We start from the raw sequence: 24,772 nt of genomic DNA on the forward strand, positions 1-24,772 counted from the left end.
TGGGGCATGCTCAGGGCAAGTAACCGAGGGTCAGGGCGGCGGACCCGCACGGGAACGCCCGGTTGCTGTCCCGAACACGGTCCGCTCCACCAATTCCGTCCTGACCTCGACCGTCTGCCCTGCACCCTCGGCGCAGCCAAGGACCGTGGCCCCATGCCGGGCGGCAACCTGGGACGCAACGGTGCAGGGTTCCCCGTCAGTAACGCCCCGGAGGGCATCGGCCGCCGCAAGCGCCGCGAGGTCGGCAGCGGACGCGGCCCTGCTCGCCAGGACGGCCGACTCGGCCAGCAGCAGCATCAGCGCCATGGCCATCATCACCACCAGGGCGAGGCCGGACGCCAAAACTGTCCCGGAACCGCGCTCCCGGCCGCCGGCCTGGGCCCGCCGATGCAAGCCTGAATCCTCCAGCCCCGCCCGACGCGAGTAGAGCAACACCCGGTAGGAGCGGCGACCAGGTGCCCACCCCGACGGCGCAGCACGCATCATCCGGCCGTCTCGGTGCGGGTGGAGGCCCTGGCAGTGAGCAACCAGGGGATGGACGATCCCAGGGGGCCGCCCACGCGGCCGCTGACGGTGACGTTGAGCCACTCCCCGTCGGCCGATACCGCCGCCGACGCGGACCCGCCCGTCAGGGTATGGACGATTTTTTCCACAGTGGCTGAATCATCACCCCGGGCCAGGGCCCGGGCACCGGCGCGTGCTCCCTCCTCCAGCCGCAACTGGGTGACCCCGGCGGAGGCACCTGAGAGCAGCATGGCCAACAGCAGCAGGACCGCAGGCAGCGTGACGGCGAACTCGGCCGTCACGGCACCGCGCGACTCCTCCCGTCCGGGACCGAACGGGAACCTGCGTGATCTTTGGGGCCGCGGGCGGCCCGGCGCGGTGGCGCACGGACCAACAGGCGGGAGTACGGCCGGCACGACGGTCATGGCAGGGCCAGCGCCGTGCGGATCAGGGTCAGCAGGAAGCCGCGGACCTCCTCGCTGCGGAGGATGAAGACCAGCAGCCCCGCAAAGCCCACGGCAGCGAGAGTGGCTATGGCGTATTCGGCCGTTGCCATTCCCGCCTCCGATCCCAGGAGCCGCGTACCCCGATTGGGGCTGGATGGAGCCTTCAGGCCCGGGTACAGTTCCACCAGGTTGGCTGGCAGGGTGCTGGTTCGGTGCTCCCGTGCGGCAGAACGGCCAGCGGCGAGCGCGGCGGACCCGTCGGCGTAGTGGCGGCGGTAATGAGTGGACATGTAGTTTTTCCTTCCGTTGAGCCGGTGGTGTTGCCGGCTGCCTCGACTCTTCCCGGCCTTGCCGGAAGCGGTAAGTGCCGCGGACTCCTAAGTGGAAAAGCCGGTGGTTCAGTGGTGTGGATCCCCGCTGTGGAGGAGAAGAGCCAAGAAAAGGCAAAAGCTGCCTTAGCCCGAAGGCACCAGCGCAAGCAGCACCGGGACTACGCCCAGGCAGATGAAGGCCGGCAGGGAACACAGGCCCAGCGGAACCACCAGCTTCACGCCGAGCGACGCGGCGCGTTTTTCTGCCGCCCGGAACCGCTCGCGGCGGAGCCGGGCAGCTTGGGCGTAAAGGATCGCCGACGACGGCGCACCGGTCAGGGCCGCGAACCCCAGCGCATCCCGCAGTTCCAGGACCTCCGGCAGGCGGACGGCGCTGCTGCGCCAGGCGGTTTCCCAGTCGGCCCCGATCGCCAGGGCCGCCACCACCGGCCTGAGCGCATCGCCGTACCTGGCGGAAGCGGAGGCTGACACCAGGTCCAGTGCACGGCCGATGCCCGATCCAGCATCCAGCATGGCGGCCACGAGTTCCAGCATCATGGCGGTATCCCTCAGGCCCTCCGGTGCCCCGCGCGGCAGCGGTCCTCCGGAGCCGGCCGGCGCGTCCCTCATCGAGGGGTTGCCGGACACCGAACGGAGCCTCTTTCCCGGGCTGCCCCTCCCGGCACACACCAGGGCGGCGGCCGCAGCCAGCATAAGGAAGAGGGCGAGTGCCGAAGGGGCAGGCCAGGTCATGCCAGTCCCGCCCCTGCTGCCGCGGCCACCAGCCTGGCGGACCACAGCCTTCCGGCGACTGTCAGGGCAATTCCGGCGGCGAGCGCTGCGAGTCCCCATGGCGTTCCCAGCAGCATGGCCAGCGGATCCACGCCCAACGCCATTCCCAGGCCCAACCCCAGCAACGGCAGCCAGGTAAGGAGGCTGACCGTGGCTTTGGGTCCTGCCAGGGCGGTCTGCCGGGCGGCGTCGGCGTCGTCCTCCACATCGAGCTGCGCGGCGAACCGGGCGAGCACGTCCGCAAGCGGGCAGCCGCTTGCTTCCGCAATGTCAAAGCAGGCCGCAAGTTCCGACCAAATGCGGGATTCCCGGTCCCGGCGGGGAAAGGCGGAGGGCAGCGACCGGCGGATGGCGTCCGAGACCGGAGTACCGCCGGAGGCCGCAGCGCGTGCCGAGCCGAGCATGGCACTGGAGCCCGCTGAGAGGCCGGCCGCGTGGGAACCGGAGGAGCCGTACACCAACCAGATCTCCTCCCAGAGCCGGGCCGGCGTCCGTCCGCCTTTCAGCAGGGCAGCCAGCTGCTGCACCACGACGGTCATGGGTGCTGCGGACTGCTTGTTTCCCTTCCCCGCACTGCGCCCGGGCGGTAGAAAGAAGCCTGCCCGGACGGCAGCCCGTGCCGGTGCCGGACCGGGGCTTCCTGCACCGCCGGTATTCCCTGCACGTCCGGCGCTCCGTGCACGGCTGGTATTCCCTGCACGGCGCAGCCTGGCAGCAGCGCCACGCGGCGGCCTGACCAGCAGCACCGCGGCCAGCACCAAGACCATAACAAGAAGGAGGATCATTCGACCTCTCCCCGGCCCAGTCCCAGGCGTTCCGCCAGGACCGGCCACGCCGGGCCTTTGCCTGCCGGGCCTTTACCGCTTTCCAGGGCAGGCAGAACCGTCAGGCCGTCAGGCCCGTCTCCCACCACACCCACGCACGCTACTTCCCGGCACCGGGGCGTCCGTTCAACGTGGATCACCACGTCCAGCGCGCTTGCCGCCTGGAGCCGTACGCCGTCGGGGCTCAGTCCCGCCAACGCGCCGAGGGCTGTGAGCCTGGCCGGAACAGCGGTGGCGGTATTGGCATGGATGGTCCCACCCCCGCCGGTGTGGCCGGTGTTCATGGCCGTCAGCAGCTCCCGCACTTCGGCGCCCCGGCATTCACCAACCACCAGCCGGTCCGGACGCATCCGCAAGGCCTGCCGGACAAGATCCCCCAGGTCCACTTCGCCGCCACCCTCCAGGTTTCCGTGGCGGGATTCCAGCGAAACGACGTGCGGGTGGACAGGGTTCAGTTCGGACGCATCCTCGATCAAGACCAACCGCTCTGAGGGAGAGCACAGCCCCAGCAGGGTGGAAAGCAGGGTGGTCTTGCCGGACCCGGTGGCACCGCTGATCAGGAAGCTCAACCTGCGCTCCACCACCCGTTCCAGGACATGCTGCAGTCCGGAACTGAACATCCCGCCCGCCCGGAGCTCATCCATGGTGAACACCCGTTCCCGCCGGATCCTGATGCTCAGCAGCGTTCCCGCCGTAGAGACCGGCGGCAGCACGGCGTGGACCCGGTAACCGCCGGCCAGCCGCACATCAACGCAGGGCGAGCCGTCATCCAGTCTCCTGCCGCCGGCGGCCACCAGCCGGCAGGCCAAGGCCCGCAGCTGGGCTTCATGGTCGAAGGCCAGCGGCACGCGCTCTATCCCGCGACCCCTGTCAACCCAGACAGAGTCCGGGGCGTTCACGAAGATGTCCGTCACCGCGGGGTCGCGGGTGAGGCTTTGGAGAGGGCCCAGCCCGTTCAGCTCGGCGCTGATCCGTTCCACGGCGGCGAGGGATCCCGCGGTGCCCAGCAGTTTGCCGGTGGCCTGCACCGCAGCCGCCACCCGGGAAGGTGTCACGGCTGCCGCGTCAGCCATCATGGACTCGCGCACCGATTCGAGCAGGCCCACGTCCACTCCCTCACGGGTGGCTGCCTCACGGGTGCCTCCCGGCCGGGTGCCTGCCTCACGGATCCCCCCGCGGCGGTCGCGCCGCCGCCACTCGCCCGATCCATAACCCGATCCGGACCCCGATCCGGGACCGGAACCAGAACCGGAACCGGGCTGCTGCCTCACTCGAGGTCCCCGGCGGGCAGGTCGTCTCCCAGCAGATCCAGCACGGAGGCGGCGAAGTGCCTGACGCTCCGCCGTTTGCCCAGCTCAAGGAGGCGGCCTGACTCCATTGCGGCCGGGACACCCCGCAGCTCAGGCACGCGCCCCTGGACGGGAAGGCCGATGGCTTCGGCAATGAGGGCAGCATCCAGTGCCGCCCCGTGCTTGCCACGGACAAGGAGGGAAGCCTCCACCGGTGGAAATTCCTGGAGCAGCCGCACCGCTGCGACAGCAGCCTTCAGCTGCGCCGGAACCACCATGGTGATGCGGTCGCAGTCCCAGGCGAACGTGTTGATCGGCTCCGCTCCCCGGCCGATGTCCACCACCACCAGCTCATAGCCGCGGCGGGCGGCATCAAGGACTCCGGCGGTGGTGGCTGCGGCGACGGGCATCGGCTGCTCACGGCTGGCGGGCCAGGACAGGAACGAGAACCCTCCTGCAACAGGCAGGGAGTCCGCGAGCTGGACGGGATCGATGCTGCCCCTGGCCTCGGAAAGGTCGGGCCAGCGCAGGCCGGGGTCTTCTTCGGCGGCGAGGGCGAGCTCCAGCCCGCCGCCCCAGGGGTCACCGTCCACCAGGAGCACCCGGGCCCCCAGCCCGGCCGCGGCCTGGGCAATCCAGATGGCTGCGGTCGTGGCACCGGCGCCGCCGCAGCCTCCGGTCACGCCGAGGATGAGGCCGCCCGGGCCGGGCGAACGGGACCTGCTGAGATGGTCAGCAAGCCAGGCCGCAGCGTCCGGCAGCACAGCCACGCGTTCGGCTCCAAGGAACGCGGCAAGGTGCCACAGACTGTCCCCTTCACCATCTAGGCCCACCAGAACTGCGGGTCCACGGCGCCGGGGAGGCAGTTCGCGGACGTCGCTTCCCACCAGGACTGCTGCCGCCCCGTCCCAGTACCTGCCTGCCCCAGCGGCGTCGGCAGCAGTGCGCAGCTGTGCTCCCGCCGCTGCAACGATCCGCTCCACCTCCGAACGGAGGACAGCGGACGAGGTCACCAGCAACACCTCATCGCCGCTGTCAGGCAGCCAGGCATCCCGGGCTCCTCCCGCGGCGTTTGCCGGCAGGGCTGGGCGTGTGGGCGGACCGTCCCCTCCTGCAAGGCTAAAGGCAGCGGGAGGGGAAGGTTCAGGGTGGGACGGAATCAGCTGATGCCTGCTCATGGACCCACTCTCCACCGCCGAAAGATGGCCGGTAAGGGCTGCGGCGCCCTATGTGGAAAAGCAGGCCGCGCCACCCGCCCAAAGCGCCGGCTCCAAAGCCGGCATCCCAGAAAACAAGGCAGAATGGGGACCATGTACCTGCTGCTCGCCGCCCACCCCCATGGCGCCGCCCTGCAGGAACTCTCCCAGGCGGGAGACCCCCTGCCGTCCACCCCGGAGCCAAGGCTTATCAGCACAGGCGACCTTGCCGCCGTCGTGCATGACCTGGAACACCGGAGGCCGAACGGGCAGCCGCCCCGCTGGATCTGGCACCGCACCCAGGATTGGTACCCTGCCCTGCTGGCGGCCGGCGTCGAGCTGGAGCGGTGCCACGACCTCAGCCTGTGCGCCAACATCCTGGCCTTTTCCCGCTTCACCGCCCACACGGACTACGCCCGGAACGCGGACAGGGCGGTTGTTGAGGACCCGCTCCTGCCTCCCAAAGCGCTGCAGCCCCCGCCTCCCCCGGCAGACCAGGGCGCCCTGTTCGAGGATCCCTTCACCGACCCCGTCGCCGGCCGTACCCCCGAAGAGCTGCGAGCCGAATACGCTGCCCAGCAGACGGCACTGGCCTCGGTCAGCCAGGCGGAGAACCTGAGGAACCGGCTCCAGCTCCTCCTCGCGGCAGAATCCGCCGGTGCCATGATCGCCGCCGAAATGCAGCATGCCGGTGTGCCGTGGCGGGAAGACCTGCACGAGCAGATCCTCGCCGGGCACCTTGGCCCGCGCCCGGCCGTGGGCCACCGCCCGGCGAAACTTGAGGCGCTGAACCAGGAGCTGCGCGGGCTCCTGAACTCGCCCACCCTCAACCCCGATTCCCCTCAGGACCTGATGCGGGCACTGCACCGCAACGGGATCGAGGTTAAGAGCACCCGCAAATGGGAGCTGCGGGAATCCAGCCATCCCGCCATCGAGCCGCTGCTGGCGTACAAGCAGTTGTCGCGCCTGCACACGGCCAACGGCTGGTCCTGGCTCGACGCCTGGGTGGCCGGCGGCCGGTTCCGGCCCGAATACGTGGTGGGCGGCGTGGTGTCCGGCCGCTGGGCCTCCCGGGGCGGCGGTGCGCTCCAGATTCCGCGCCAGATCCGCGGCGCTGTCCACGCCGATCCGGGCTACAAGCTGATCGTCGCGGATGCCTCACAGCTGGAACCGCGCGTCCTGGCGGCCCTGGCCCGGGACTCCTCCATGGCCGAGGCTGCCCGCGACCAGGACCTCTACGCGGGCATCGCCGCCAAGGGATTCGGCGGGGACCGGGCAAAGGCGAAGATGGCGCTGCTGGGCGCGATGTACGGCGCAACCTCCGGCGAGGCCGGCCGCCTGATGCCGCAGCTGGCGAAGACGTATCCGCGGGCCGTGGACTTTGTGGAGCAGGCCGCGCGTGCGGGCGAGTCCGGCGGGACGGTGACCACAAGGCTGGGCCGGAGCAGCCCTCCGCCGTCCGAGCGGTGGTTCCAGAGCCAGCGCTCGGCCACCGCCGAGGAGCAGCGCCGGGCCGAGTCGATCGCCCGCTCCCGGGGACGCTTCACCCGCAACTTTGTTGTCCAGGGCTCCGCCGCGGACTGGGCGGCGTGCTGGCTGGCGGAATTACGACGCCGGCTGCGCACCCTCCGGAAGGACCGTCGCCTTAACGCTGAGCTTGTCTTCTTCCTGCATGACGAGGTGATGGTCCACGCCCCTGTGGAGGCGGTGGACGCGTGCATGGAAGCCATCGAGGACGCAGCCCGCGCCGCGAAAGAGCTGCTGTTCGGCCGCATCCCCGTTGAGTTCCCGGTCAGCGTTGCGGTGGTTGATTCCTACGACCATGCGAAATAGCCGCCCCTGCCCAGCGGTTGGGGCGTTCCGCGCCGCATCCTGACCTTCGAAGTAACCTACCCGGCGGTAGCTCGACCGGCCCCCGCGACCGGCGTTACTGTTCATAACGGCGACTGAAGCAGATCGGTCACAAGCTGATGCAACGACGCATACAGGGGAGGTCCCGGCACATGGCGGGCAGGTTTGAGATACATCGAGTAGGTGACGAGTCGTACCGGCTGCGGCTGACTGACGCGGAGGGCAACACCGTAGCCGTCTCACCGAACTTCAAGTCCATCAGCACACTGCTTGAGGGCGTCAAGGCGGTCCGGGAGAACGCCGCCACCGCCATCGTGGTGGACCTCCGCCAGCAGCAGGCCTGCAGCTAGGCACCCATGGGATGGAGCCTGCTCCGGTCCCACGGAACAGCCCAGCCGAGCTGTTCAAAAAGCCCGTTCAGGACGATCCCGGTAAACCCCCAGACCACCACCCCGTTCACGGTGAAAGCCGGGCTGTCGAAGCTGCGCCCGGCGCGGTGGACTGTTGCCATCACGCGGTTGTCCGGATCCAGCAGGTCCCGGACGGGGATCCTGAACACCTGCGCTGACTCTGCGTAATCCACCACCCTGACGGGCGACGGCGAACGCCACCAGGCCAGGACCGGGGTCACCAGGAAGTTGCTGTGGGCAAGGCCCAGTTCCTGGAGCGATCCCAGGACCTCCACACCGTCCGCATCAAGCCCCGTTTCCTCTTCGGCTTCGCGCAATGCCGCCTGGACCGGCGTTTCCCTGGCGTCAATGGAGCCGCCGGGGAACGCCACCTGCCCGGGATGGGACCCCAAGGTATGGGCGCGTTCCAGCAGGAGGACGTCCAGATCGGCCGGCGCCAGCGGCTTGCGGGACGCGGCGGGGACGTCGTCAAGTGCCCCGAAGAGCATCAGGACGGCCGCCCTCCGCGCCCGTGACTTGTCCACTGTCAGGGCGGCCCAGAGGGGATCCGGCGCAGCATCGGCACCGGCTTCCGCCCTCTGCACCAGTTTGAGCAGGTCCTCGCGTGCGCTCACGGTGCCCGCTTCTGGGATTCCATCCGGATTTCGGCGGCACGGTGGGTCTCGGCCAACAGCTGCTCCAGCAATGCCTCACTGCCGGGAGCGAGCTCGTACTTCAGCAGCTTCGCCGCCTTCGCGGGATCCGTCTCGCCCAGCCCGTAGCTGGGGCACCACGTGGCCACAGGGCAGGCCCCACACGCCGGCTTCCGGGCGTGGCACACCCGCCGACCGTGGAAGATCACCCGGTGGGACAGCATGGTCCAGTCCTTCCGGTCGAACAGCTCGGCCACATCGTGTTCGATCTGCACGGGGTCGTCGGACTGCGTCCAGCCGAAGCGGTTGGCAAGTCGTGCGAAGTGGGTGTCCACCGAGATTCCGGGGATGCCGAAGCCGTTCCCCAGCACCACGTTTGCCGTTTTGCGACCCACGCCAGGCAGGGTGACCAGGTCCTCCAGCCGCCCCGGCACCACCCCGTTGTATTCGTCCACCAGGCGGGTGCAGAGCGCAATGACGTTCCTGGACTTGGCCCGGAAGAACCCCGTGGGCTTCAGGATCGCCTCAAGGTCCGCAGGATCCGCCTCCGCCATGGCACGCGCATCCGGGTAGCGCGCGAACAGCACCCGCGTGACCTGGTTGACGGTGACGTCCGTGGTCTGGGCGGAAAGGACAGTGGCCACGAGCAGTTCGAACGGGTTGCGGAAATCAAGCTCCGCGTGGGCGTACGGGTACTTCTCGGCCAACGCCCTGTTAATCCGCCGGGCCCGCCGCTTCAGCGCCAGCACGGACTCGGAAGAGACCACCGGCATCCCGGCGGACTGGCGTGCGGTTGCGTTGACGCCGCCGGCCTTCGCGGTTCCGGGCCCGGCCATGGGCGTCAGCCGCGCTCGATGTTGCTGAGGTCCCGCAGGACACCAAGGCGCCCGTCCGTGTGCTGCACCAGGAACTCGTGGCCGCGGTCCTCGAGGGCCAGCACCCAGCCGCCCGGTTCAATCACGAACGCCGGAGCGCCGGTTTGGGGGTCATAGGCAGTACGGTGCTGTGCGACGGCAAACCAGAAGGCCTCGTGGATGGGCTGTTCTTCCGATTCATCGGGACGGCTGGCCGGATCGACCGTGGCCCCGATGGGCTGCTCGATCCGGACCTGCGGGTGCACTGCGGTGGGGTCGTGAACCGGAGCAGGCGCAGCGGAGCTTCCGCCGCCGGCAGCCGGAATTTCGCCCCGCTGGGTTTCCTCAGCGGCAGGGGCGGAAGAAGGACGCACGACGTCGGCGGGCTGGGTTGCCGGGCCCGGGTCGCCTGAGGGAGTCCACTCGGAGACCTCGGGGGCAGTGGAAACGGGCGAAGCTGCGGTAGGGACGGCCGCCGTGGCGGGGGCATGGACTGCAGTGGGCTGCGCGGCGGCACCCGACGGGCGTGCTGACGCTGGCTGCGCGGGTGACCCGTGAGTTTCGGGAGATCCGTGCTGTTCCGGTGAACCGGCTTTGCCGGTTGCACCCGGCCGGACAGCTGACGAACCTGCACCAGCACCGCTGAAGAGCCCGCCGCCCGAGAACACCTTCGCGCCCAGTTTCGACTCTTTCGGCCCGGCTGCGGACTCGTCCTTCGGCTTCTTGGGGGCGCGGGGCTTCTGGACGGGAACAACCGCTTCACGGGCAACCACGTGCGCCGGCACTTCGGCCCTCCCCTGGAAGTCGCCGGAAACATACGGCAGGAAGCGTCCCAGCACCGTGGCGGCGAACAGGACCAGCGAGCCGATCAGGCCCACCAGGAGGCTCGGCACGTAGGCCCCGGCCACAGAGATAAAGAAGAACGCCACGGCAAAGGAGGCAACCACTGACGCGAACTGGTCAATGGACAGGGAACCGATCCGGAGCTTCGTGGCCGGGGCCAGCCTGCGGGCGGCAAAGAGGGCGCTCACGATCAGGGGCAGGACGATGCCCAGCCCCAGGAAGAAAAGGTTGTTGAGGTTCCACAGGTTGTACCGTGCGCCAAAGATCGGCAGCAGGGAGGCGACGAAAAGGATGAGGGTGCCGGCAAACACAGCCAGGTCCCGGATGGTGAACGGACCCAGCACTGCCTCATTGGCGTTTGGAGCCTTGCCTGCCGTGGAGGCCGCGCCCGCGGTGGCCTGGGACCCTGGCCCACCGGCGGTTCCGGCGCCGTGGCCGGAACCTGCCGTGTCGGGGCCGGTCTTCTGGCCGAAGCCTTGCTGGTTCATTCTGCTCTCCTTAGCGTGGCGGCACCGGGGCCTGTATGGTCCCGAAATCGTGCCGTCTTAACAGCGGTTCCGGCGTTGCCAGGCCCTTGCGGTGCCCGGCAACAGCGGCCCAAAGTGAAGTCACAATTCCATCTCAGCCTAGTCAAGAGCCCAGCTGATCACTAGCTGGCCGCCACCCGCGGCGGGCCGGAGGGGGCGCCCCGCAAACCATTCACCGCTTAATAAATGCCGTTCACGGGCTGACGTGTGACACCGCACACATCAGCGGCAGGGCAAGCATTAGGCTTGGTTCCGGAACAGCTCTTTGCGGAATGTCCGCGACCAGCCGGTGCCCGACGTCGTGCAGGCGGCGGAGCCCGGACGGCCGGCGGACATCCCGCCCAGCAAAGATCGATGAATGATGAGGTTCACATGTCCCAGGACACTTCAAGCGCCGTTGCCACCCCTGCCGCAGCTGCAGGGCAGCAGGTGCCCCACGGGAGCGAAGAGCAGGGCGACGCCTTCGAAAACCTGCTGCATGAGACCCGCGCCTTTCCGCCTACGCCGGAGTTTGCCGCGAACGCCGTCGTGACCGCCGCGGAGTATGACGAGGCCGGCGCCGACCGTCCCGCCTTTTGGGCGAAGAAGGCGCGCGAGCTCCTGACCTGGAGCAAGGACTTTGACCAGGCGCTGGACTGGTCCAACCCGCCGTTCGCCAAGTGGTTTGTGGGCGGGGAGGTCAACGCCGCCTACAACGCGCTGGACCGGCACGTTGAGAACGGACTGGGCGACCGGGTGGCCATCTACTTCGAGGGCGAACCCGGAGACACCAGCACCTACACCTACGCGCAGCTCACCGAAGAGGTGAAAAAGGCAGCCAACGCCTTCGAGTCCCTCGGCGTGGGCAAGGGCGACCGGGTGGCCGTCTACCTGCCCATGATCCCCGAAGCCGTCATCACCCTGCTGGCCTGCGCGCGCATCGGTGCCGTGCACTCCGTGGTCTTCGGCGGCTTCTCCGCGGACGCCCTCCGCTCCCGCATCGACGACGCCGAGGCCAAGCTCGTGGTCACGGCGGACGGCACCTACCGCCGCGGCAAGCCCAGCGCGTTGAAGCCTGCGGTGGATGAGGCCCTCGCAAAGGACGGCCACACCGTCCAGAACGTGGTGGTGGTCAAGCGCAACGGCCAGGACGTGGACTGGCACGAGGGCCGGGACCACTGGTGGGCGGACACGGTGGAAGCCGCCTCCAACCAGCACACCGCCGTCGGGCATGACTCCGAGCACCCGCTGTTCATCCTGTACACCTCCGGCACCACCGGGAAGCCTAAGGGCATCCTCCACACCACCGGCGGGTACCTCACCCAGACGGCCTACACGCACAAGGCAGTCTTCGACCTGCACCCGGAGACGGACGTGTACTGGTGCACGGCCGACGTCGGCTGGGTCACCGGCCACTCCTACGTCGCCTACGCACCACTCATCAACGGTGCCACCCAGGTCATGTACGAGGGCACCCCTGATTCTCCGCACCAGGGCCGCTGGTGGGAGATCGTCGAGAAGTACAAGGTCTCCATCCTCTACACCGCCCCCACCGCGATCCGCACGTTCATGAAGTGGGGCCGGGAGATCCCGGACAAGTACGATCTCTCCTCCCTGCGCGTCCTCGGCTCCGTTGGGGAACCCATCAACCCCGAAGCCTGGATGTGGTACCGGAAGGTCATCGGTGGGGACAAGGCCCCCATTGTTGACACCTGGTGGCAGACCGAAACCGGCGCGCAGATGATTGCTCCCCTCCCCGGCGTTACGGCCGCCAAACCGGGCTCCGCGCAGGTGCCGCTGCCCGGGATCGCAGTGGACGTCGTCGACGAGATGGGCGAATCCGTACCCAACGGCCACGGCGGCTTCCTGGTCATCCGCGAACCCTGGCCGGCCATGCTCCGCGGCATCTGGGGCGACCCGGAACGGTTCAAGGACACCTACTGGTCCCGCTTCGAGACCATGTACTTCGCCGGGGACGGCGCCAAGAAGGACGAGGACGGCGACATCTGGCTCCTGGGCCGCGTGGACGACGTCATGAACGTCTCCGGGCACCGGCTCTCCACCACGGAGATCGAGTCCGCACTGGTGTCCCACCCCGCCGTGGCTGAGGCCGCCGTCGTGGGCGCTGCGGACGAGACCACCGGCCAAGCCGTCGTCGCGTTCGTCATCCTCCGCGGCGACGCCATTGACTCCGGCGACGCCATTGTCCAGGAACTCCGGAACCACGTGGGCAAGGAAATCGGGCCCATCGCCAAGCCGAAGGCCATCCTGGTGGTCCCGGAACTGCCCAAGACGCGCTCGGGGAAGATCATGCGGCGCCTGCTCAAGGACGTCGCCGAAGGCCGCGACCCGGGCGACGCCACCACCCTCTCGGACCCCACCATCATGCAGCAGATCGCGGCGTCCCTCAGGAAATAGGTAGAGCATCAACGCACGACGGCGGCGCCTGGCTCACAGCCTGGCGTCGCCGTCGTCGTATGCTGGGACCAGCCCCACCGCCTAGTGAAGGATCTCCTACGATGCTCGCCGTCGCCCGCCACCAGGCTATTTTGGACGCTCTCCAGCGGGAGCGGGTTGTCCGGGTGTCGGACCTGGCCCAGCAGCTGGGTGTGTCCCTGATGACGGTCCGCCGCGACATTGAGGTCCTAGAGGAGGGCGGCCGGCTGGAGCGGATCCACGGCGGCGCCAAAATTCCCGGCGACACCAGCACCCACGAGCCCGGATTCGACCTCAAGTCCACGCAGCTGACCGCGGAGAAGCGTGCCATTGCCGTGGAGGCGGCAACGCTGGTCCAGGAAGGCATGGCGGTGGGGCTCAGCGCCGGAACCACCACCTGGGCCCTGGCCAACGAACTGGTCAACGGGCCACAGATCACGGTTGTCACCAACTCGGTACGCATTGCGGACCTGTTCCATCATGCGGCCACGGCAGGCTCCGCCCGGTACAGCTCCACTGTGATCCTGATAGGCGGCGAGCGCACGCCGTCGGACGCCCTGGTGGGCCCTATTGCCACCGCTGCGCTGAAGCAGCTGCACCTGGACGTACTGTTCCTGGGCGTGCACGGGATGGACGCCGACGCCGGCTTTACCACCCCCAACCTGCTGGAGGCCGAGACCGACCGGGCTTTCGTGGCGGCGGCACGCAAAACCGTGGTGCTGGCGGACCATACCAAGTGGGGGTTGCTGGGCATCAGTTCCATCGCCTCGCTGGACGAGGTGGACGAGGTCATCAGCGATCCGGGGCTGGGCCCCGACGCGCAGCGGCTGATCGGCGAGCACACAAAGCTTCGGGTGGCTCCCGCCTAGCCGCGGCTCAGGCGGATTCGCGCCACATGATCACAGTTTCCAGCACCCGCGGCGGGCTGGGCTGTCCGCTCAGCTGTGCCAGAACAAGTTCGGCGGCCGCGCTTCCCAGAAGGTCCGCCGGCTGTCGCACGGTGGAGAGCTGCGGCCTGCACCGCAGCGCCCAGCTGCTGTCGTCGAAGCCCACAATGCCCACGTCTTCAGGCACGCGGCGGCCCGCTTCCTGAAGCGCCGTCATCGCACCGGCAGCCACCGCATCCGATGCAGCAAATACTCCGTCGATGGCCGGATCGCGGCGCAGCAGCTCCTGCATCCCCTCCAGTCCCGCGGCGTAGGTGTACAGCGGGTATTCCACAAGCATCCGCCGGTCGAAACGCCCGCCCATTGCCGCCCGGAAGCCGGCAAGGCGGTCCCGGCCCGAATCCCGGTCCAAGGCGCTGGCAATCATGCCCACCCTCTGCCGCCCGGTTTCCAACAGCCTGTGTGTGATGCTGCGCGCTGCCGCCACATTGTCGATGGCCGCGTACGGCAGGTCCGGGTTTCCGTCAGGATGCCCCACAAAGGCGGCGGGCAGCCCGATGTCGGCGACGGCTGCCGCGATGGGGTCCGAGGCGCGGGCCGAGATGATGACCGCGCCGTCAACGAGGCCGCCGCGCAGGTAATCCGCCACCCTGCGGCTGTCCCGGTCTGAATCGATAATGAGCGAAACCAGCTGATAGTCCGCTTTGGAAAGAACTTCGTTGGCCCCGAGCAGGATCGAGCCGATATTCGGGTCCTCGAAGAGCAGGGAATGGGGCTCGTGGATGATCAGGCCTATCGCCCGCGACTCCTGCTTGACCAGGTTCCGGGCGGCGCTGTTGCGGACGTAGCCTACGCGGGCAATCGCCTCCTCCACGGCCTGCCTGGCCTCGTCGGAGACGTACTTCTCGCCGTTGACCACCCTGGAAACGGTTCCGCGGGAGAGCCCGGCCGCGTCCGCCACATCGTTGATGGTGGCGCGGCGGGCACGGGTGCGGGTCAGGGACATATCTGTACTGTAGCGGAGCTGACGCCACCGGCATCTTTCCAACACCGTTGACAGCCCTGCAGTGTGGCCGATACTCTGTGAACGTTCCCAGATTGCGCGCATCACAGTCTGCGTGCGCTTCTGGGAACGTTCACAGAAAATCTGACAACAGCGTCCAATCCGCGGGACTCCCCGGGCTTGCGCGTCTGCTGCACGTCAAAGGAGCAGGGTTGAGTCCCACTACAACGCCGGTTAGGGCACTGTCCGGCAACGGAAAGCTTGTCTACGGCTGCGACTACAACCCGGAACAGTGGGACAGCGCCACCTGGCAGGAGGACGTCCGGCTCATGAAGCAGGCCGGGGTAAACCTGGTTGCCGTCAATATCTTCGGCTGGGCGGAACTGGAACCTTCCCCAGGGGAATATTCGTTTGAACGCCTGGACGAGGTCCTGGAGCTCCTCCAAGCAAACAACATCGGGGTCAACCTGGGAACGGGCACCTCGTCCACACCCGCCTGGCTCACTACCCTGTACTCGGAGATCCTGCCCCAGTCGGCGTCCGGGACCCGCGCCTGGCCGGGCGGGCGCCAGGCCTGGTGCCCCAGTTCGCCGCGGTACAGGGAACACGCACTCAGGCTCGTAGGCGAGATCGTCCGCCGCTACGGCTCCCACCCTGCCGTCCGCTTGTGGCATGTCTCCAACGAGCTTGGCTGCCATAACGCGCTCTGCTATTGCGACGTGTCCGCGGCGGCCTTCCGTGTCTGGCTCAAGGCACGGTACGGCACCCTGGAAGCGCTCAACAGGGCGTGGGGCACCACCTTCTGGTCCCAGCGGTACTCGGGCTGGGAGCAGATCCTTCCCCCAAGGACCACCGTCTCCACGAACAACCCCACGCAGGTTCTCGACTTCCATCGCTTCAGCTCCGATGAACTGCTCGGGTACTACCTGGCGGAAGCTGAAGTCCTCCGGCAGCACAGCAGCGTTCCGGTCACCACCAACTTCATGGTCACAGCCCATATCCGCAACCTGGATTACTGGTCCTGGGCCCCGCAGATGGATGTCATCGCCAATGACCACTACCTGGACCACCGGCTTGATGCTCCCGGCACAGAACTCGCCTTTGCTGCCGATGTGACCCGCGGACTCGCCCAGGGCCGGCCTTGGCTGCTGATGGAGCATTCCACGTCGGCAGTGAACTGGCAGCCCCGCAATATCGCCAAGGAACCCGGTGAGATGCTTCGCAACTCGCTGGCCCACCTGGCGCGGGGAGCGGATGGGCTCTGCTTCTTCCAGTGGCGTGCATCCGTCCAGGGCAGTGAAAAATTCCATTCGGCGATGCTGCCCCACGCAGGAACAGACTCCCGGATCTGGCGCGAAGTCCTGGAACTTGGCGGCATCCTCGAAAAACTTGCCGAGGTAGCCGGAACTTCGGTGAAGGCAGAGGCCGCCCTGGTCTTCAGCTGGGAGGCTTGGTGGGCCTACGACCAGGAGTCACACCCCTCCTCGGATGTGCGGTACCTCGACCAGGTCCACGTCATGTACAAGGCACTCTGGGACGCGGGTATCACGGTGGACGTCGTGGCCCCGGGCGCCGACCTGGCCGGCTACAAGCTGGCCGTCGTCCCCGGCCTTTATCTCGTCCGGGAAAGTGAGTCCGCAGTCCTGGCCGATTACGTCAGGAAGGGGGGCACCGCCGTCGTAACGTATTTCAGCGGCATCGTGGACGAGAACGAGACAGTGTTCACCGGAGGTTACCCGGGCGCGTTCCGGGACCTGCTGGGTATCCGTTCCGAGGAGTTCTACCCCCTGCCACCCGGAAAGACCCTGGCCCTGGACAACGGTTCAGCTGCCTCACTCTGGAGTGAGGCAACCCGCCTCGAAGGAGCCGAGGCGATGGTGTCCTTCACCGAAGGGCACCTCGCCGGCACCGCCGCCGTCACTCGCAACCGCCATGGCGCCGGCAATGCCTGGTACATCGGCACGGTCCTTGACCCTTCCTCGCTGCGCGACGTCGTAACGAGGGCGGCAGGTGAGGCGGGGATCGCCATCCTTGCCTCGCCTGCAGGCCTGGAAGTCGTCGTCCGCTCCGGTGGAGACAACAGCTATGTCTTCCTTATCAACCACTCTGAAGAGGACCACAAGTACACCGCCCACGGCCATGAACTGATTGTGGGCGAGGACGTGTCCCACGCCGTCGTTGTTCCCGCGGGCGCCGTCCGCGTCGTCCGAACGTCCAATGCTGTACCCCAAACCGCTGGCCTCAGTGCCGGCCAAAAGGATGATGAAAGTGACTAGACAAAGCACCGCTCCGGTATCGGCCCTGGGGGCGCCGAAGACCCGGAAACCCAAAACCAGCGGCGCCCAGCGGCGTGCGGTCTTCCTGTTCGTTGCGCCGTTCGGCGTCCTTTTTCTTGCTTTTTATGCCGTGCCCATCATTTTCGCGGTGGTGCAGTCCCTGCTGACGGTGGAGCGTAAGGGCACGTTCGGCCGGCCGCAACAGGTCTTTGGGGGGTTTGTGCAGTACCAACAGGTTTTCCAGAACAGCGAATTCTGGGAATCGGTGGGGCGGGTGCTCTTGTTTGGAGTGGTCCAGGTGCCCATCATGCTTGGCCTTGCCCTCCTCTTCGCCCTGCTGCTCGATTCACCTCTTCTCAAGGGCAAGAAGTTCTTCCGGCTCGCGTTCTTCGCCCCCTATGCGGTTCCCGGCGTCGTCGCCGCCATCATGTGGGGATTCCTGTACTCCCCCTCGCTCTCCCCCTTCGACGCCATCACCTCGCAGGTGAATTTCCTCTCGGCAGAGCTGGTGCTGTGGGCGGTCGCGAACATCGTGACCTGGGTCTACGTGGGCTACAACATGCTGATCATTTACTCGTCCCTGCTGGCCATCCCCACGGAGATCTATGAGGCGGCCCGCCTGGACGGCGCCAGCAACCTCCAGATCGCCTGGCGGATCAAAATCCCGCTGGTGGTCCCGGCCATCATCCTCACCGGAGTGTTCTCCATCATCGGCACGCTCCAACTGCTCGCCGAGCCCCAGACGCTGCGCAGCTTCAGCTCGGCCATCAGCAGCACCTTCACACCAAACCTCGCTGTGTACACAACAGCATCGGTCCCGAACTACAACCTGGCCGCGGCATTCTCGGTGGTACTGGCGCTGGCAACATTCGTTCTTTCCTTCGTCTTCCTCAAGGCAACCCAGCGGAAGGTTTCCCAGTGAGTACAGCAACGGCCAGGGCAGCAGAAAACACGTCCGCACCCCATGCGGCGAATGCCCGCGGGCCCCGTCACAGCGTCATGTCCCGCGGAGCAGCGATGCTCATCATGGGCGTCTTCACGCTCTACTTCCTGACCCCAATCTGGTGGCTGCTGGTGTCTTCGTCCAAGACGGGTGGAGAGATCACCAGCACCGCACCGCTGTGGTTCACTATGGATTCTTTTCCCACATTCATGGACAACCTCGGGGATCTCTTCACTTACAGTGACGGGGTTTTCGGGCGCTGGCTCGCCAACAGCGCCCTTTACGCGGGGGTAGGCGCCCTCCTGGGCACCGTCATCGCGGCCATGTGCGGCTATGCCCTGGCCAAATACGAGTTCCGTGGCCGGGAAGCCCTCTTCAACATCGTGCTCAGCGGGGTCCTGGTCCCGGCGACAGCCCTGGCGCTCCCGCTGTTCCTGATCTTCAGCGAAGTGAAGCTGACCAACACCCTGTGGGCCGTCTTCCTTCCGAGCCTGGTCAGCCCCTTCGGCGTGTACCTTGCCCGCATCTATGCCGCGGCCAGCGTCCCCACCGAGCTCCTGGAAGCTGCGCGGCTCGACGGGTCCTCCGAAGCCAGGACGTTCTTCACGGTCTCAACGCGCCTCATGGCCCCGGCGCTGGTGACCATCTTCCTGTTCCAGTTCGTCGCAATCTGGAACAACTTCTTCCTGCCCCTGATTATGCTCCGCGACCAGGTCCTATTTCCGGTCACGCTCGGCCTCTACGCATGGAACAGCCAAATCAGCCAGATTCCCGAGCTCCGCGTCCTGGTGATCGTCGGCGCACTTGTCTCAATCCTCCCGCTTATCGGAACGTTCCTTGCGCTTCAGCGCTTCTGGAGCAGCGGACTTGGCGCCGGAAGCGTCAAATAGCCCGCTCCCCTTCCCACCCAACGCGTCCCGCGGCTCCCGCCCGGTACACCCCCACTGACCCGGTACACCCCCATTGATAGGAATAGAAATGCGCGCGCATTACGGAAAAGCCACTGCCGCCTTTGCCATTGTTTCAGCGCTGGCCCTCGCCGGCTGCTCAGGCGGCGGAGGCACCACGGAAACCAAGGCCGCCGGATCCTGCGAACCCTCATCCGGTCCGGTCGAGCTGACCTTTACCACCTGGGTCCCCGGCATGGAAAAGGTGGTGGATCTGTGGAACAAGGAAAACGAAAATATCCAGGTCAAGGTACAGACCGGCCCCAACGGCAACTCCGGCACGTACCAGAACTTCTTCAACCAGCTGCAGGCCGGCAACGCCCCGGACCTCGGCCAGATCGAATACGACGCCCTGCCCAACTTCCGCGTCCAGGACGGCCTTGAGAACATCGCCGCCTGCGAAGGAGTGTCCGACGCCCGGGACAAGTTCGTTGACTGGACGTGGGGCCAGGTCAGCTTCGGCGAGGAAGGCTCCGTCTATGCCATCCCGCAGGACAGCGGACCGATGGCGATGTTCTACCGGGCGGATCTCTTCAAGGAGGCAGGCATCAAGGTTCCCACCACCTGGGACGAATACGCCGCGGCTGCCGAGCAGATTAGAGCCCGCGGTTCGTACATCACCAATTTCCCCCGCAGCGATGTCAACTGGTTCGCCGGCAACGTATGGCAGGCAGGCGGGCAGTGGTTTTCAAGCGCCAACGACCAGTGGGAGGTCAACCTGACCGGCGCCGAATCCGAGAAGGTGGCGAACTACTGGCAGGACCTGCTGGACAAGAACCAGGTATCCACGCTGCCGTCCTTCTCCGATGAGTGGAATGCCTCGTTCAATACCGGTCAGCAGTGGACCTGGGTCTCCGCGGTCTGGGGCGCCTCAACGCTGGCCAGCGGTGCCCCAGATACCGCCGGCAAGTGGGCTGTCGCCCCGATGCCTCAGTGGGAAGACGGTGGAAAGCCCGCCGGCAACTGGGGCGGTTCCTCCACCGCAGTCCTGAAGGGCTCCAAGCACCCCTACGAGGCATCAAAATTCGCTCTGTGGTTGAACACGGATCCTGAAGCCCTGGCACTGGCCAATGAACTCGGCGGGCTCTACCCGGCTGCGAAGTCGGCCAAGGACCTCGCTGCGTTCACCGGCGGCGTGGACTACTTCGGCGGCCAGAAGATCTACGAAGTTTTCGCCGAGGCATCATCAAACGTCGATCCCAACTTCACCTGGGGCCCCACCATGACCCAGACCTACACCGACGTCTCTGATGGTTTCGGCAAGGCCGTAGGAGGCAACGGCACCCTTCTGGATGCGCTCAAGAACGGCGAAAAGAAGACCATCGATTCCCTCAAGTCCCAGTCGATCCCCGTCAAGGAATAGCCCCAGCGTCAAAACATGGCTTCCTGAAACAACTGGGCCATCACTTCCGCTGCCGGCGGAGGTGATGGCCCAGGCCATTTAAGGATTTACGTGTCCCGGGGAACCACCCTCGGATGGCGTCCAAGGGCAGCCGCAGGACTGCCTGATCTGAAGTTTCGTGGGGAAAATCCGGTGCCGTGGCGTCTCCCCGCGGGTTGCCCCCACCAGAGCGGCAACCGCCGCTTCGGCCATGGCGGCTACGGGCTGCTCCACGGTGGTGAGCGGCGGCCACGAGTACTCGGCTTCGATGGAACCGTCGAAGGACACTACGGCTATCTCACCTGGAACATCCAAGCCCGCCTCATGCACCGCCCGCAACAGGCCCACTGCCTGTGTGTCCGAGGTGGCAAAGATGGCAGTCGGCCGGTTCACCGAGGCAATCAGGCGCTGGCCCGCGAGGTAACCCCCGGGCCACGTGAATCCGCTGTAGACGATGGGCCCCTCCGGCAGACCGGCAGCCTGCAAAGCCTGGCGCCAGCCCACCTCGCGGCCATCGAGGCTGCCGGATACGTTGGTGCCCATGGCCAGCCCGATGTTGGTATGGCCATGGCCGATGAGGTGTTCCACGGCCATCCGCGCCCCCTCGGCCAGGTCCACGCCAATACTGTTGAACCCCGGGGCGTCCCGCTCCTGGTTCAGAAGGACCGCCGGGATGTCTGCCGTTTCCAGTACCTCAAGGTCCGGTTCAAAAAGGACGCTGGCCAGCAGGACGCCGTCCACCTGGCGGGCAGCCAGGTTGCGCACGTTTCGGCGCTCCTTGGCGAGGTTCCCGTCGGAATTGCTGAGCACCAGTGCGTAGCCGCGCTCCGCGGCGGCGTCCTCAACAGCGTGGGCGAACTGCGAGAAGAACGGGTTGCTGTTGTCCGGGATAACCAGTCCGAGTGTCTCGCTGGAGCCCAGCTTGAGCGCGCGGGCCGCCGCGTTGGGGCGGTAGCCCAGGACACGGATGGCATCCTGGACCTTCGCTTCGGTGGCCGGGGCCACTTTCTTGGGTCCGCCGTTGACCACATAGCTGACGACGGCGGTGCTTACGCCGGCATAGCGCGCAACATCCTTGCGGGTCACGGGGCCGCCTCGCGCGGCCTGTACTGCCGGAGTAGTCATGCTGTCCATATTAGGTACCCGTACCCGGCGCATCGCCAAAGTCACGGATGGGGAGCCGTTCGCCGTTGTTGAGGGCGGACTGGTGGGCAACGATCCCGGGAAGGGTGAAGCGGGCGGCCACCCAGGCGTTCACCGGAGGCAGGGTGCCGTTGTTGACCGCAGTCACGAAGTCGTCCACCAGGAAATGGTGGCTGCCCTCGTGGCCGTTGGGCGCGCCCAGGAACTCCTCCGGAAGCCGCCCGGGATCATGGACCGGGGCCAGGCCGGAGACGAAGGCGTCCCTCAGTTCTGGTGCAACGTTCGCCAGCGAGGGGTCATCGAGGGGGATGCTGGGCCGCGTCTCCATCTGTTCGGAGATGTCGTGGACGTTCTGCTTGTCCTGCCAGACGGACACCTTGGCGAGCTGCTCGAAGCTGGCCTCCGTTCCGAAGAACCGGAACCGTGACTCGCGGATGTGGGAGGGGTAGCCCACCCGGCGCATCTCGTTGGTGCGCATTACCCCGCCGTCGTTCAGCTCAAACAGCGCGGTGGCGTTGGAGAAGTCGTTGCCGAACATGCTGACGTCCTTGTCAAAAACACCGTCGTTGCGGTCATCCCTGACGCCCACACAGCTGACGCTGACTGCGTGCGCCGGGACTGCTCCCAGCACGCCGCCCACAGCGTGGGTGGGGTACAGCATGGGCGGGTAGCTGGCGGTTTCCTTCCAGCGGTCGCCGCCGCTGTACTGGTACGCCTCGTAGAAGCCCAGATCCATGTCGTGGACGTAGTCCCCTTCGGAATAGAAGATCCGGCCGAACTTGCCGGCAGCATGTTGGTTCCGCGCGTACACCGTGGCCGGGTTGTAGTAGCTGGTCTCACCCATCATGTACACCAGGCCGGTTTCCCGGACGGCCTCGATGATCCGCGCTATTTCCTCTTCCGAAATGGCCATGGGAACAGCCGAATAGACGTGCTTGCCCGCCCGGAGCGCCTGCTCCACGAGCGGACCATGGGTCCAGCGCTGCGTGAAGACCGCCACGGCGTCGACGTCGGAGGCCAGGAGGTCCTCGAAAGTCGCCATCGTGCTGGCCAAGCGGTATCGCTCCACGGCCTCGGCGGCGCGGCGGGGAACGTCGTCGACGGCGAAGACGCTGCTGACGCCCGGGTGGAGGTTGAACAGGTGTGCGAACTGTGCGCCGAACTGGCCTACTCCCACCACGCCAATTGAAAACGTCATCGTCTGCCTTTCAAGGAGTCTTGGGAGTGGCGCGGCAAGCGCTCTCCGTGCGGCTTCCCAGTGTTTCATCGCTTTCTACTCGAGTCAACAACCCAGCGAATGGACTAAAACCCATTCGGGAGAACAAAAAATTGGCTCTTGCCGTCAGCTGATCTACTCGTGTAGATTGCTTCTCGAGTTGTTATCCACATCACAGTCAGGAAAGGGTCGACGATGACCACCCTTGCCAAGCACGCGAGACCAACACCATCCACGTCGGGCGGCCCACGCCCATCCGGCGGAAACCGCCGGCTGGGTGATCTGAAGATCGCCCTGCTCTTCATTGCTCCGGCGATGATCGGGTTCATCGTCTTCTACGTTGTCCCGACGATTCGCGGCGTGTACCTCAGCTTCACCGAATACAACATCCTCGGAGACCCGGAATGGGTGGGGATGGGGAATTACACCGCCATCGCCAAGGATCCCCTCTTCTGGAACTCCCTGGCTGTCACCGGACAGTACGTTTTCCTGAACATCGTCCTCCAAACGGCCCTCGCCCTGGGCCTGGCACTCCTGATGCACCAGGTGGCCAAGTCCACCATCATCCGTGGAGCCCTGCTGCTGCCGTACCTGATGTCCAACGTCATAGCGGCACTGCTGTGGTTCTGGATGCTCGATTACCAGATCGGCGTGGTCAACCAGTTCATCGAGTGGGCCGGGCTGTCCCGCGTGGCCTTCTTTGGCAGTGAAGAATGGGCCATCCCCACCCAGGCGCTGATCAACACATGGCGGCACATGGGTTACACCGCGCTGCTGATCTTTGCCGGCCTGCAGGCTATCCCCGGCCACGTGTATGAGGTGGCGAAGCTGGACGGCGCGACCCCGTTCCAGACCTTTACCAAAATCACCATTCCGCTGCTGCGGCCTGTGCTGGTCCTCGTCCTGGTTGTCACGGTGGTTGGTTCCTTCCAGGTATTCGACACCGTTGCCGTCACCACAGCCGGCGGGCCGGTGAACGCCACCCGCGTGATCCAGTACTACATCTACCAGCGGGCCTTCACCGAGTCGGACTTCGGCTACGGATCCGCCATCGCCGTCATTCTCTTCCTCATCCTCGCCCTGGTGGCCTTCATCCAGATGAAGTTCCTCAAGGGCAACGAGTCGGACCTGGACTAAGGAGTCCTCCATGACTACCACCACAAACCGTGCGCCGCTGCCAGCCGCAACCCGCCGCCGTCGGCCCTTCAACGTCCGCCGCGCAGGCGCCTGGGTCCTCCTGGTCCTCGCCATCGCAGTCTCAGTCCTTCCTTTCCTCTGGGTCCTGCGCACGGCGCTGTCCACCAACAACGCCCTGGCCACCAACGCCACCAGCCTCTTGCCGGCAGAATTCACCTTCGGGGCCTTCAAACGGGTTTTTGGCCTGCAGTCACCGGCTGAGGCGGTGGCGGAAGGCGGCTCCGGCGCAGCCATCGACTTCTGGCTCTACCTGCGCAACTCCATCGTCTTCTCCTCGATCACCACAGCAGGCGCAGTGTTCTTCAGTGCGATGGCCGCCTATGCCTTTGCCCGGCTGCGTTGGAAGGGCCGGAACGCCGTCTTCAGCCTCTTCCTTGGCACCATGCTGGTCCCGCCGATCTTCACCGCCCTGCCCAACTTCCTGCTGATCAAGAACCTGGACCTGCTCAACACCATGCTGGGAATGGTCCTGCCGTACGTCTTCATGACGCCGTTTGCCATCTTCTTCCTCCGCCAGTTCTTCCTGAACATGTCCAGGGAGGTGGAAGAGGCGGCCATGCTCGACGGCGCCAAGCACCTGCGCATTTTCTTCCAGATTGTGCTTCCCAACGCCGCCGCCCCGATTGCCACACTGGCGCTCCTTACATTCATCGGCCAGTGGAACGAATACTTCTGGCCGCTCCTGGTCGGTTCCCAGGACGACGTCCGCGTGCTGCAGGTTGGCCTCGGCGTCTTCAAGTCGCAGTCCCCGCAGGGCGCGCCGGACTGGTCCGGCCTGATGGCGGCGACCCTCATTTCGGCCCTCCCCGTCCTGATCCTCTTCGCCGCCTTCGGCAAGAAAATCGTCAACTCCATCGGCTTCTCCGGCATCAAATAAGAACCCCA

At 66.4% G+C, this 24,772-nt stretch carries 23 protein-coding genes; 10 read left to right on the top strand and 13 right to left on the bottom strand.

Annotated features, from left to right (window positions below; genetic code table 11):
- Positions 1-30 precede the first annotated feature (30 nt).
- From FHJ30_RS16390 to ssd, 7 genes are all read right to left on the bottom strand, one after another.
- A complete protein-coding gene (locus FHJ30_RS16390) occupies positions 31-393 on the bottom strand; it encodes an Rv3654c family TadE-like protein (RefSeq protein ID WP_240793740.1) in 363 nt (120 codons plus the stop codon).
- Between the two features lie 89 nt (positions 394-482).
- Positions 483-806, bottom strand: a complete 324-nt coding sequence (locus tag FHJ30_RS16395; RefSeq protein ID WP_228404297.1) for a TadE family type IV pilus minor pilin — start codon at positions 804-806, stop codon at positions 483-485.
- Positions 807-925: 119 nt separating this feature from the next.
- Positions 926-1,240, bottom strand: a complete 315-nt coding sequence (locus FHJ30_RS16400) for a DUF4244 domain-containing protein (protein WP_139030329.1) — start codon at positions 1,238-1,240, stop codon at positions 926-928.
- A 165-nt stretch (positions 1,241-1,405) separates the two neighbouring features.
- Positions 1,406-2,014, bottom strand: coding sequence for a type II secretion system F family protein (locus FHJ30_RS16405; RefSeq protein WP_139030330.1), 609 nt, complete (start codon positions 2,012-2,014; stop codon positions 1,406-1,408).
- Positions 2,011-2,838 (bottom strand): hypothetical protein, encoded by an 828-nt coding sequence (locus tag FHJ30_RS16410; protein WP_139030331.1) that lies wholly within the window; start codon positions 2,836-2,838, stop codon positions 2,011-2,013. The genes FHJ30_RS16405 and FHJ30_RS16410 overlap by 4 nt, the downstream gene beginning before the upstream one ends.
- Positions 2,835-4,046, bottom strand: a complete 1,212-nt coding sequence (locus FHJ30_RS16415) for a TadA family conjugal transfer-associated ATPase (RefSeq protein ID WP_139030383.1) — start codon at positions 4,044-4,046, stop codon at positions 2,835-2,837. Before FHJ30_RS16415 ends, FHJ30_RS16410 begins: the two co-directional genes overlap by 4 nt.
- Before the next feature lie 98 nt (positions 4,047-4,144).
- Complete coding sequence (gene ssd / locus FHJ30_RS16420; protein ID WP_240793744.1) at positions 4,145-5,209, bottom strand: septum site-determining protein Ssd; 1,065 nt, start codon at positions 5,207-5,209, stop codon at positions 4,145-4,147.
- Positions 5,210-5,476: 267 nt separating this feature from the next.
- Here ssd and FHJ30_RS16425 point away from each other — a divergent pair, with 267 nt between their 5' ends.
- Together FHJ30_RS16425 and FHJ30_RS16430 are read left to right on the top strand one after the other, a co-directional pair.
- Complete coding sequence (locus FHJ30_RS16425; RefSeq protein WP_139030384.1) at positions 5,477-7,195, top strand: bifunctional 3'-5' exonuclease/DNA polymerase; 1,719 nt, start codon at positions 5,477-5,479, stop codon at positions 7,193-7,195.
- Positions 7,196-7,365: 170 nt separating this feature from the next.
- Entirely contained in the window at positions 7,366-7,563 is a 198-nt protein-coding gene (locus FHJ30_RS16430; RefSeq protein WP_139030333.1) for a DUF1508 domain-containing protein, read from the top strand.
- Here the strand turns inward: FHJ30_RS16430 and FHJ30_RS16435 are convergent.
- The 3 genes from FHJ30_RS16435 to FHJ30_RS16445 all read right to left on the bottom strand — a co-directional run bounded on the left by FHJ30_RS16435 (position 7,560) and on the right by FHJ30_RS16445 (position 10,440).
- Positions 7,560-8,237 carry a CoA pyrophosphatase gene (locus FHJ30_RS16435; RefSeq protein WP_139030334.1) on the bottom strand — a complete coding sequence of 226 codons (678 nt, stop codon included), beginning with the start codon at positions 8,235-8,237 and terminating at the stop codon, positions 7,560-7,562. The genes FHJ30_RS16430 and FHJ30_RS16435 overlap by 4 nt on opposite strands.
- Positions 8,234-9,028 (bottom strand): endonuclease III, encoded by a 795-nt coding sequence (gene nth, locus FHJ30_RS16440; RefSeq protein ID WP_139030385.1) that lies wholly within the window; start codon positions 9,026-9,028, stop codon positions 8,234-8,236. Before nth ends, FHJ30_RS16435 begins: the two co-directional genes overlap by 4 nt.
- Before the next feature lie 68 nt (positions 9,029-9,096).
- Entirely contained in the window at positions 9,097-10,440 is a 1,344-nt protein-coding gene (locus tag FHJ30_RS16445; RefSeq protein ID WP_139030335.1) for a hypothetical protein, read from the bottom strand.
- A 411-nt stretch (positions 10,441-10,851) separates the two neighbouring features.
- On the opposite strand from FHJ30_RS16445, the gene acs reads away from it, so the two are divergent.
- Positions 10,852-12,876, top strand: a complete 2,025-nt coding sequence (acs, locus tag FHJ30_RS16450; RefSeq protein WP_139030336.1) for an acetate--CoA ligase — start codon at positions 10,852-10,854, stop codon at positions 12,874-12,876.
- Positions 12,877-12,977: 101 nt separating this feature from the next.
- Positions 12,978-13,763 (top strand): DeoR/GlpR family DNA-binding transcription regulator, encoded by a 786-nt coding sequence (locus FHJ30_RS16455; RefSeq protein WP_139030337.1) that lies wholly within the window; start codon positions 12,978-12,980, stop codon positions 13,761-13,763.
- Between the two features lie 7 nt (positions 13,764-13,770).
- On the opposite strand, the gene FHJ30_RS16460 is transcribed toward FHJ30_RS16455, so the two are convergent.
- Complete coding sequence (locus tag FHJ30_RS16460; protein ID WP_139030338.1) at positions 13,771-14,787, bottom strand: LacI family DNA-binding transcriptional regulator; 1,017 nt, start codon at positions 14,785-14,787, stop codon at positions 13,771-13,773.
- A 209-nt stretch (positions 14,788-14,996) separates the two neighbouring features.
- On the opposite strand from FHJ30_RS16460, the gene FHJ30_RS16465 reads away from it, so the two are divergent.
- The 4 genes from FHJ30_RS16465 to FHJ30_RS16480 all read left to right on the top strand — a co-directional run bounded on the left by FHJ30_RS16465 (position 14,997) and on the right by FHJ30_RS16480 (position 20,313).
- Positions 14,997-17,060, top strand: coding sequence for a beta-galactosidase (locus FHJ30_RS16465; RefSeq protein ID WP_139030339.1), 2,064 nt, complete (start codon positions 14,997-14,999; stop codon positions 17,058-17,060).
- On the top strand, positions 17,047-17,982 hold the full coding sequence (locus FHJ30_RS16470; protein WP_139030340.1) for a carbohydrate ABC transporter permease: 936 nt from the start codon (positions 17,047-17,049) through the stop codon (positions 17,980-17,982). The genes FHJ30_RS16465 and FHJ30_RS16470 overlap by 14 nt, the downstream gene beginning before the upstream one ends.
- 77 nt (positions 17,983-18,059) lie before the next feature.
- The gene (locus FHJ30_RS16475) at positions 18,060-18,893 is read left to right on the top strand and encodes a carbohydrate ABC transporter permease (protein WP_139030386.1); all 834 of its coding nucleotides are present in this window, start codon (positions 18,060-18,062) and stop codon (positions 18,891-18,893) included.
- A gap of 88 nt (positions 18,894-18,981) precedes the next feature.
- The gene (locus FHJ30_RS16480; RefSeq protein WP_139030341.1) at positions 18,982-20,313 is read left to right on the top strand and encodes an ABC transporter substrate-binding protein; all 1,332 of its coding nucleotides are present in this window, start codon (positions 18,982-18,984) and stop codon (positions 20,311-20,313) included.
- Positions 20,314-20,391: 78 nt separating this feature from the next.
- Here the strand turns inward: FHJ30_RS16480 and FHJ30_RS16485 are convergent, their stop codons facing one another.
- Positions 20,392-21,456 (bottom strand): LacI family DNA-binding transcriptional regulator, encoded by a 1,065-nt coding sequence (locus FHJ30_RS16485; protein WP_139030342.1) that lies wholly within the window; start codon positions 21,454-21,456, stop codon positions 20,392-20,394.
- A 10-nt stretch (positions 21,457-21,466) separates the two neighbouring features.
- Complete coding sequence (locus FHJ30_RS16490) at positions 21,467-22,672, bottom strand: Gfo/Idh/MocA family protein (RefSeq protein ID WP_139030343.1); 1,206 nt, start codon at positions 22,670-22,672, stop codon at positions 21,467-21,469.
- 213 nt (positions 22,673-22,885) lie between these two features.
- Here FHJ30_RS16490 and FHJ30_RS16495 point away from each other — a divergent pair, with 213 nt between their 5' ends.
- Complete coding sequence (locus FHJ30_RS16495) at positions 22,886-23,827, top strand: carbohydrate ABC transporter permease (RefSeq protein ID WP_139030344.1); 942 nt, start codon at positions 22,886-22,888, stop codon at positions 23,825-23,827.
- Between the two features lie 10 nt (positions 23,828-23,837).
- Positions 23,838-24,764: a carbohydrate ABC transporter permease gene (locus tag FHJ30_RS16500; protein ID WP_139030345.1), complete on the top strand. Its 927-nt coding sequence runs from the start codon at positions 23,838-23,840 to the stop codon at positions 24,762-24,764.
- Positions 24,765-24,772: the final 8 nt, after the last annotated feature.

Origin of the sequence: Arthrobacter sp. BB-1, assembly GCF_006151685.1 — a bacterium.
In the GTDB taxonomy this organism is placed as follows: domain Bacteria; phylum Actinomycetota; class Actinomycetes; order Actinomycetales; family Micrococcaceae; genus Arthrobacter.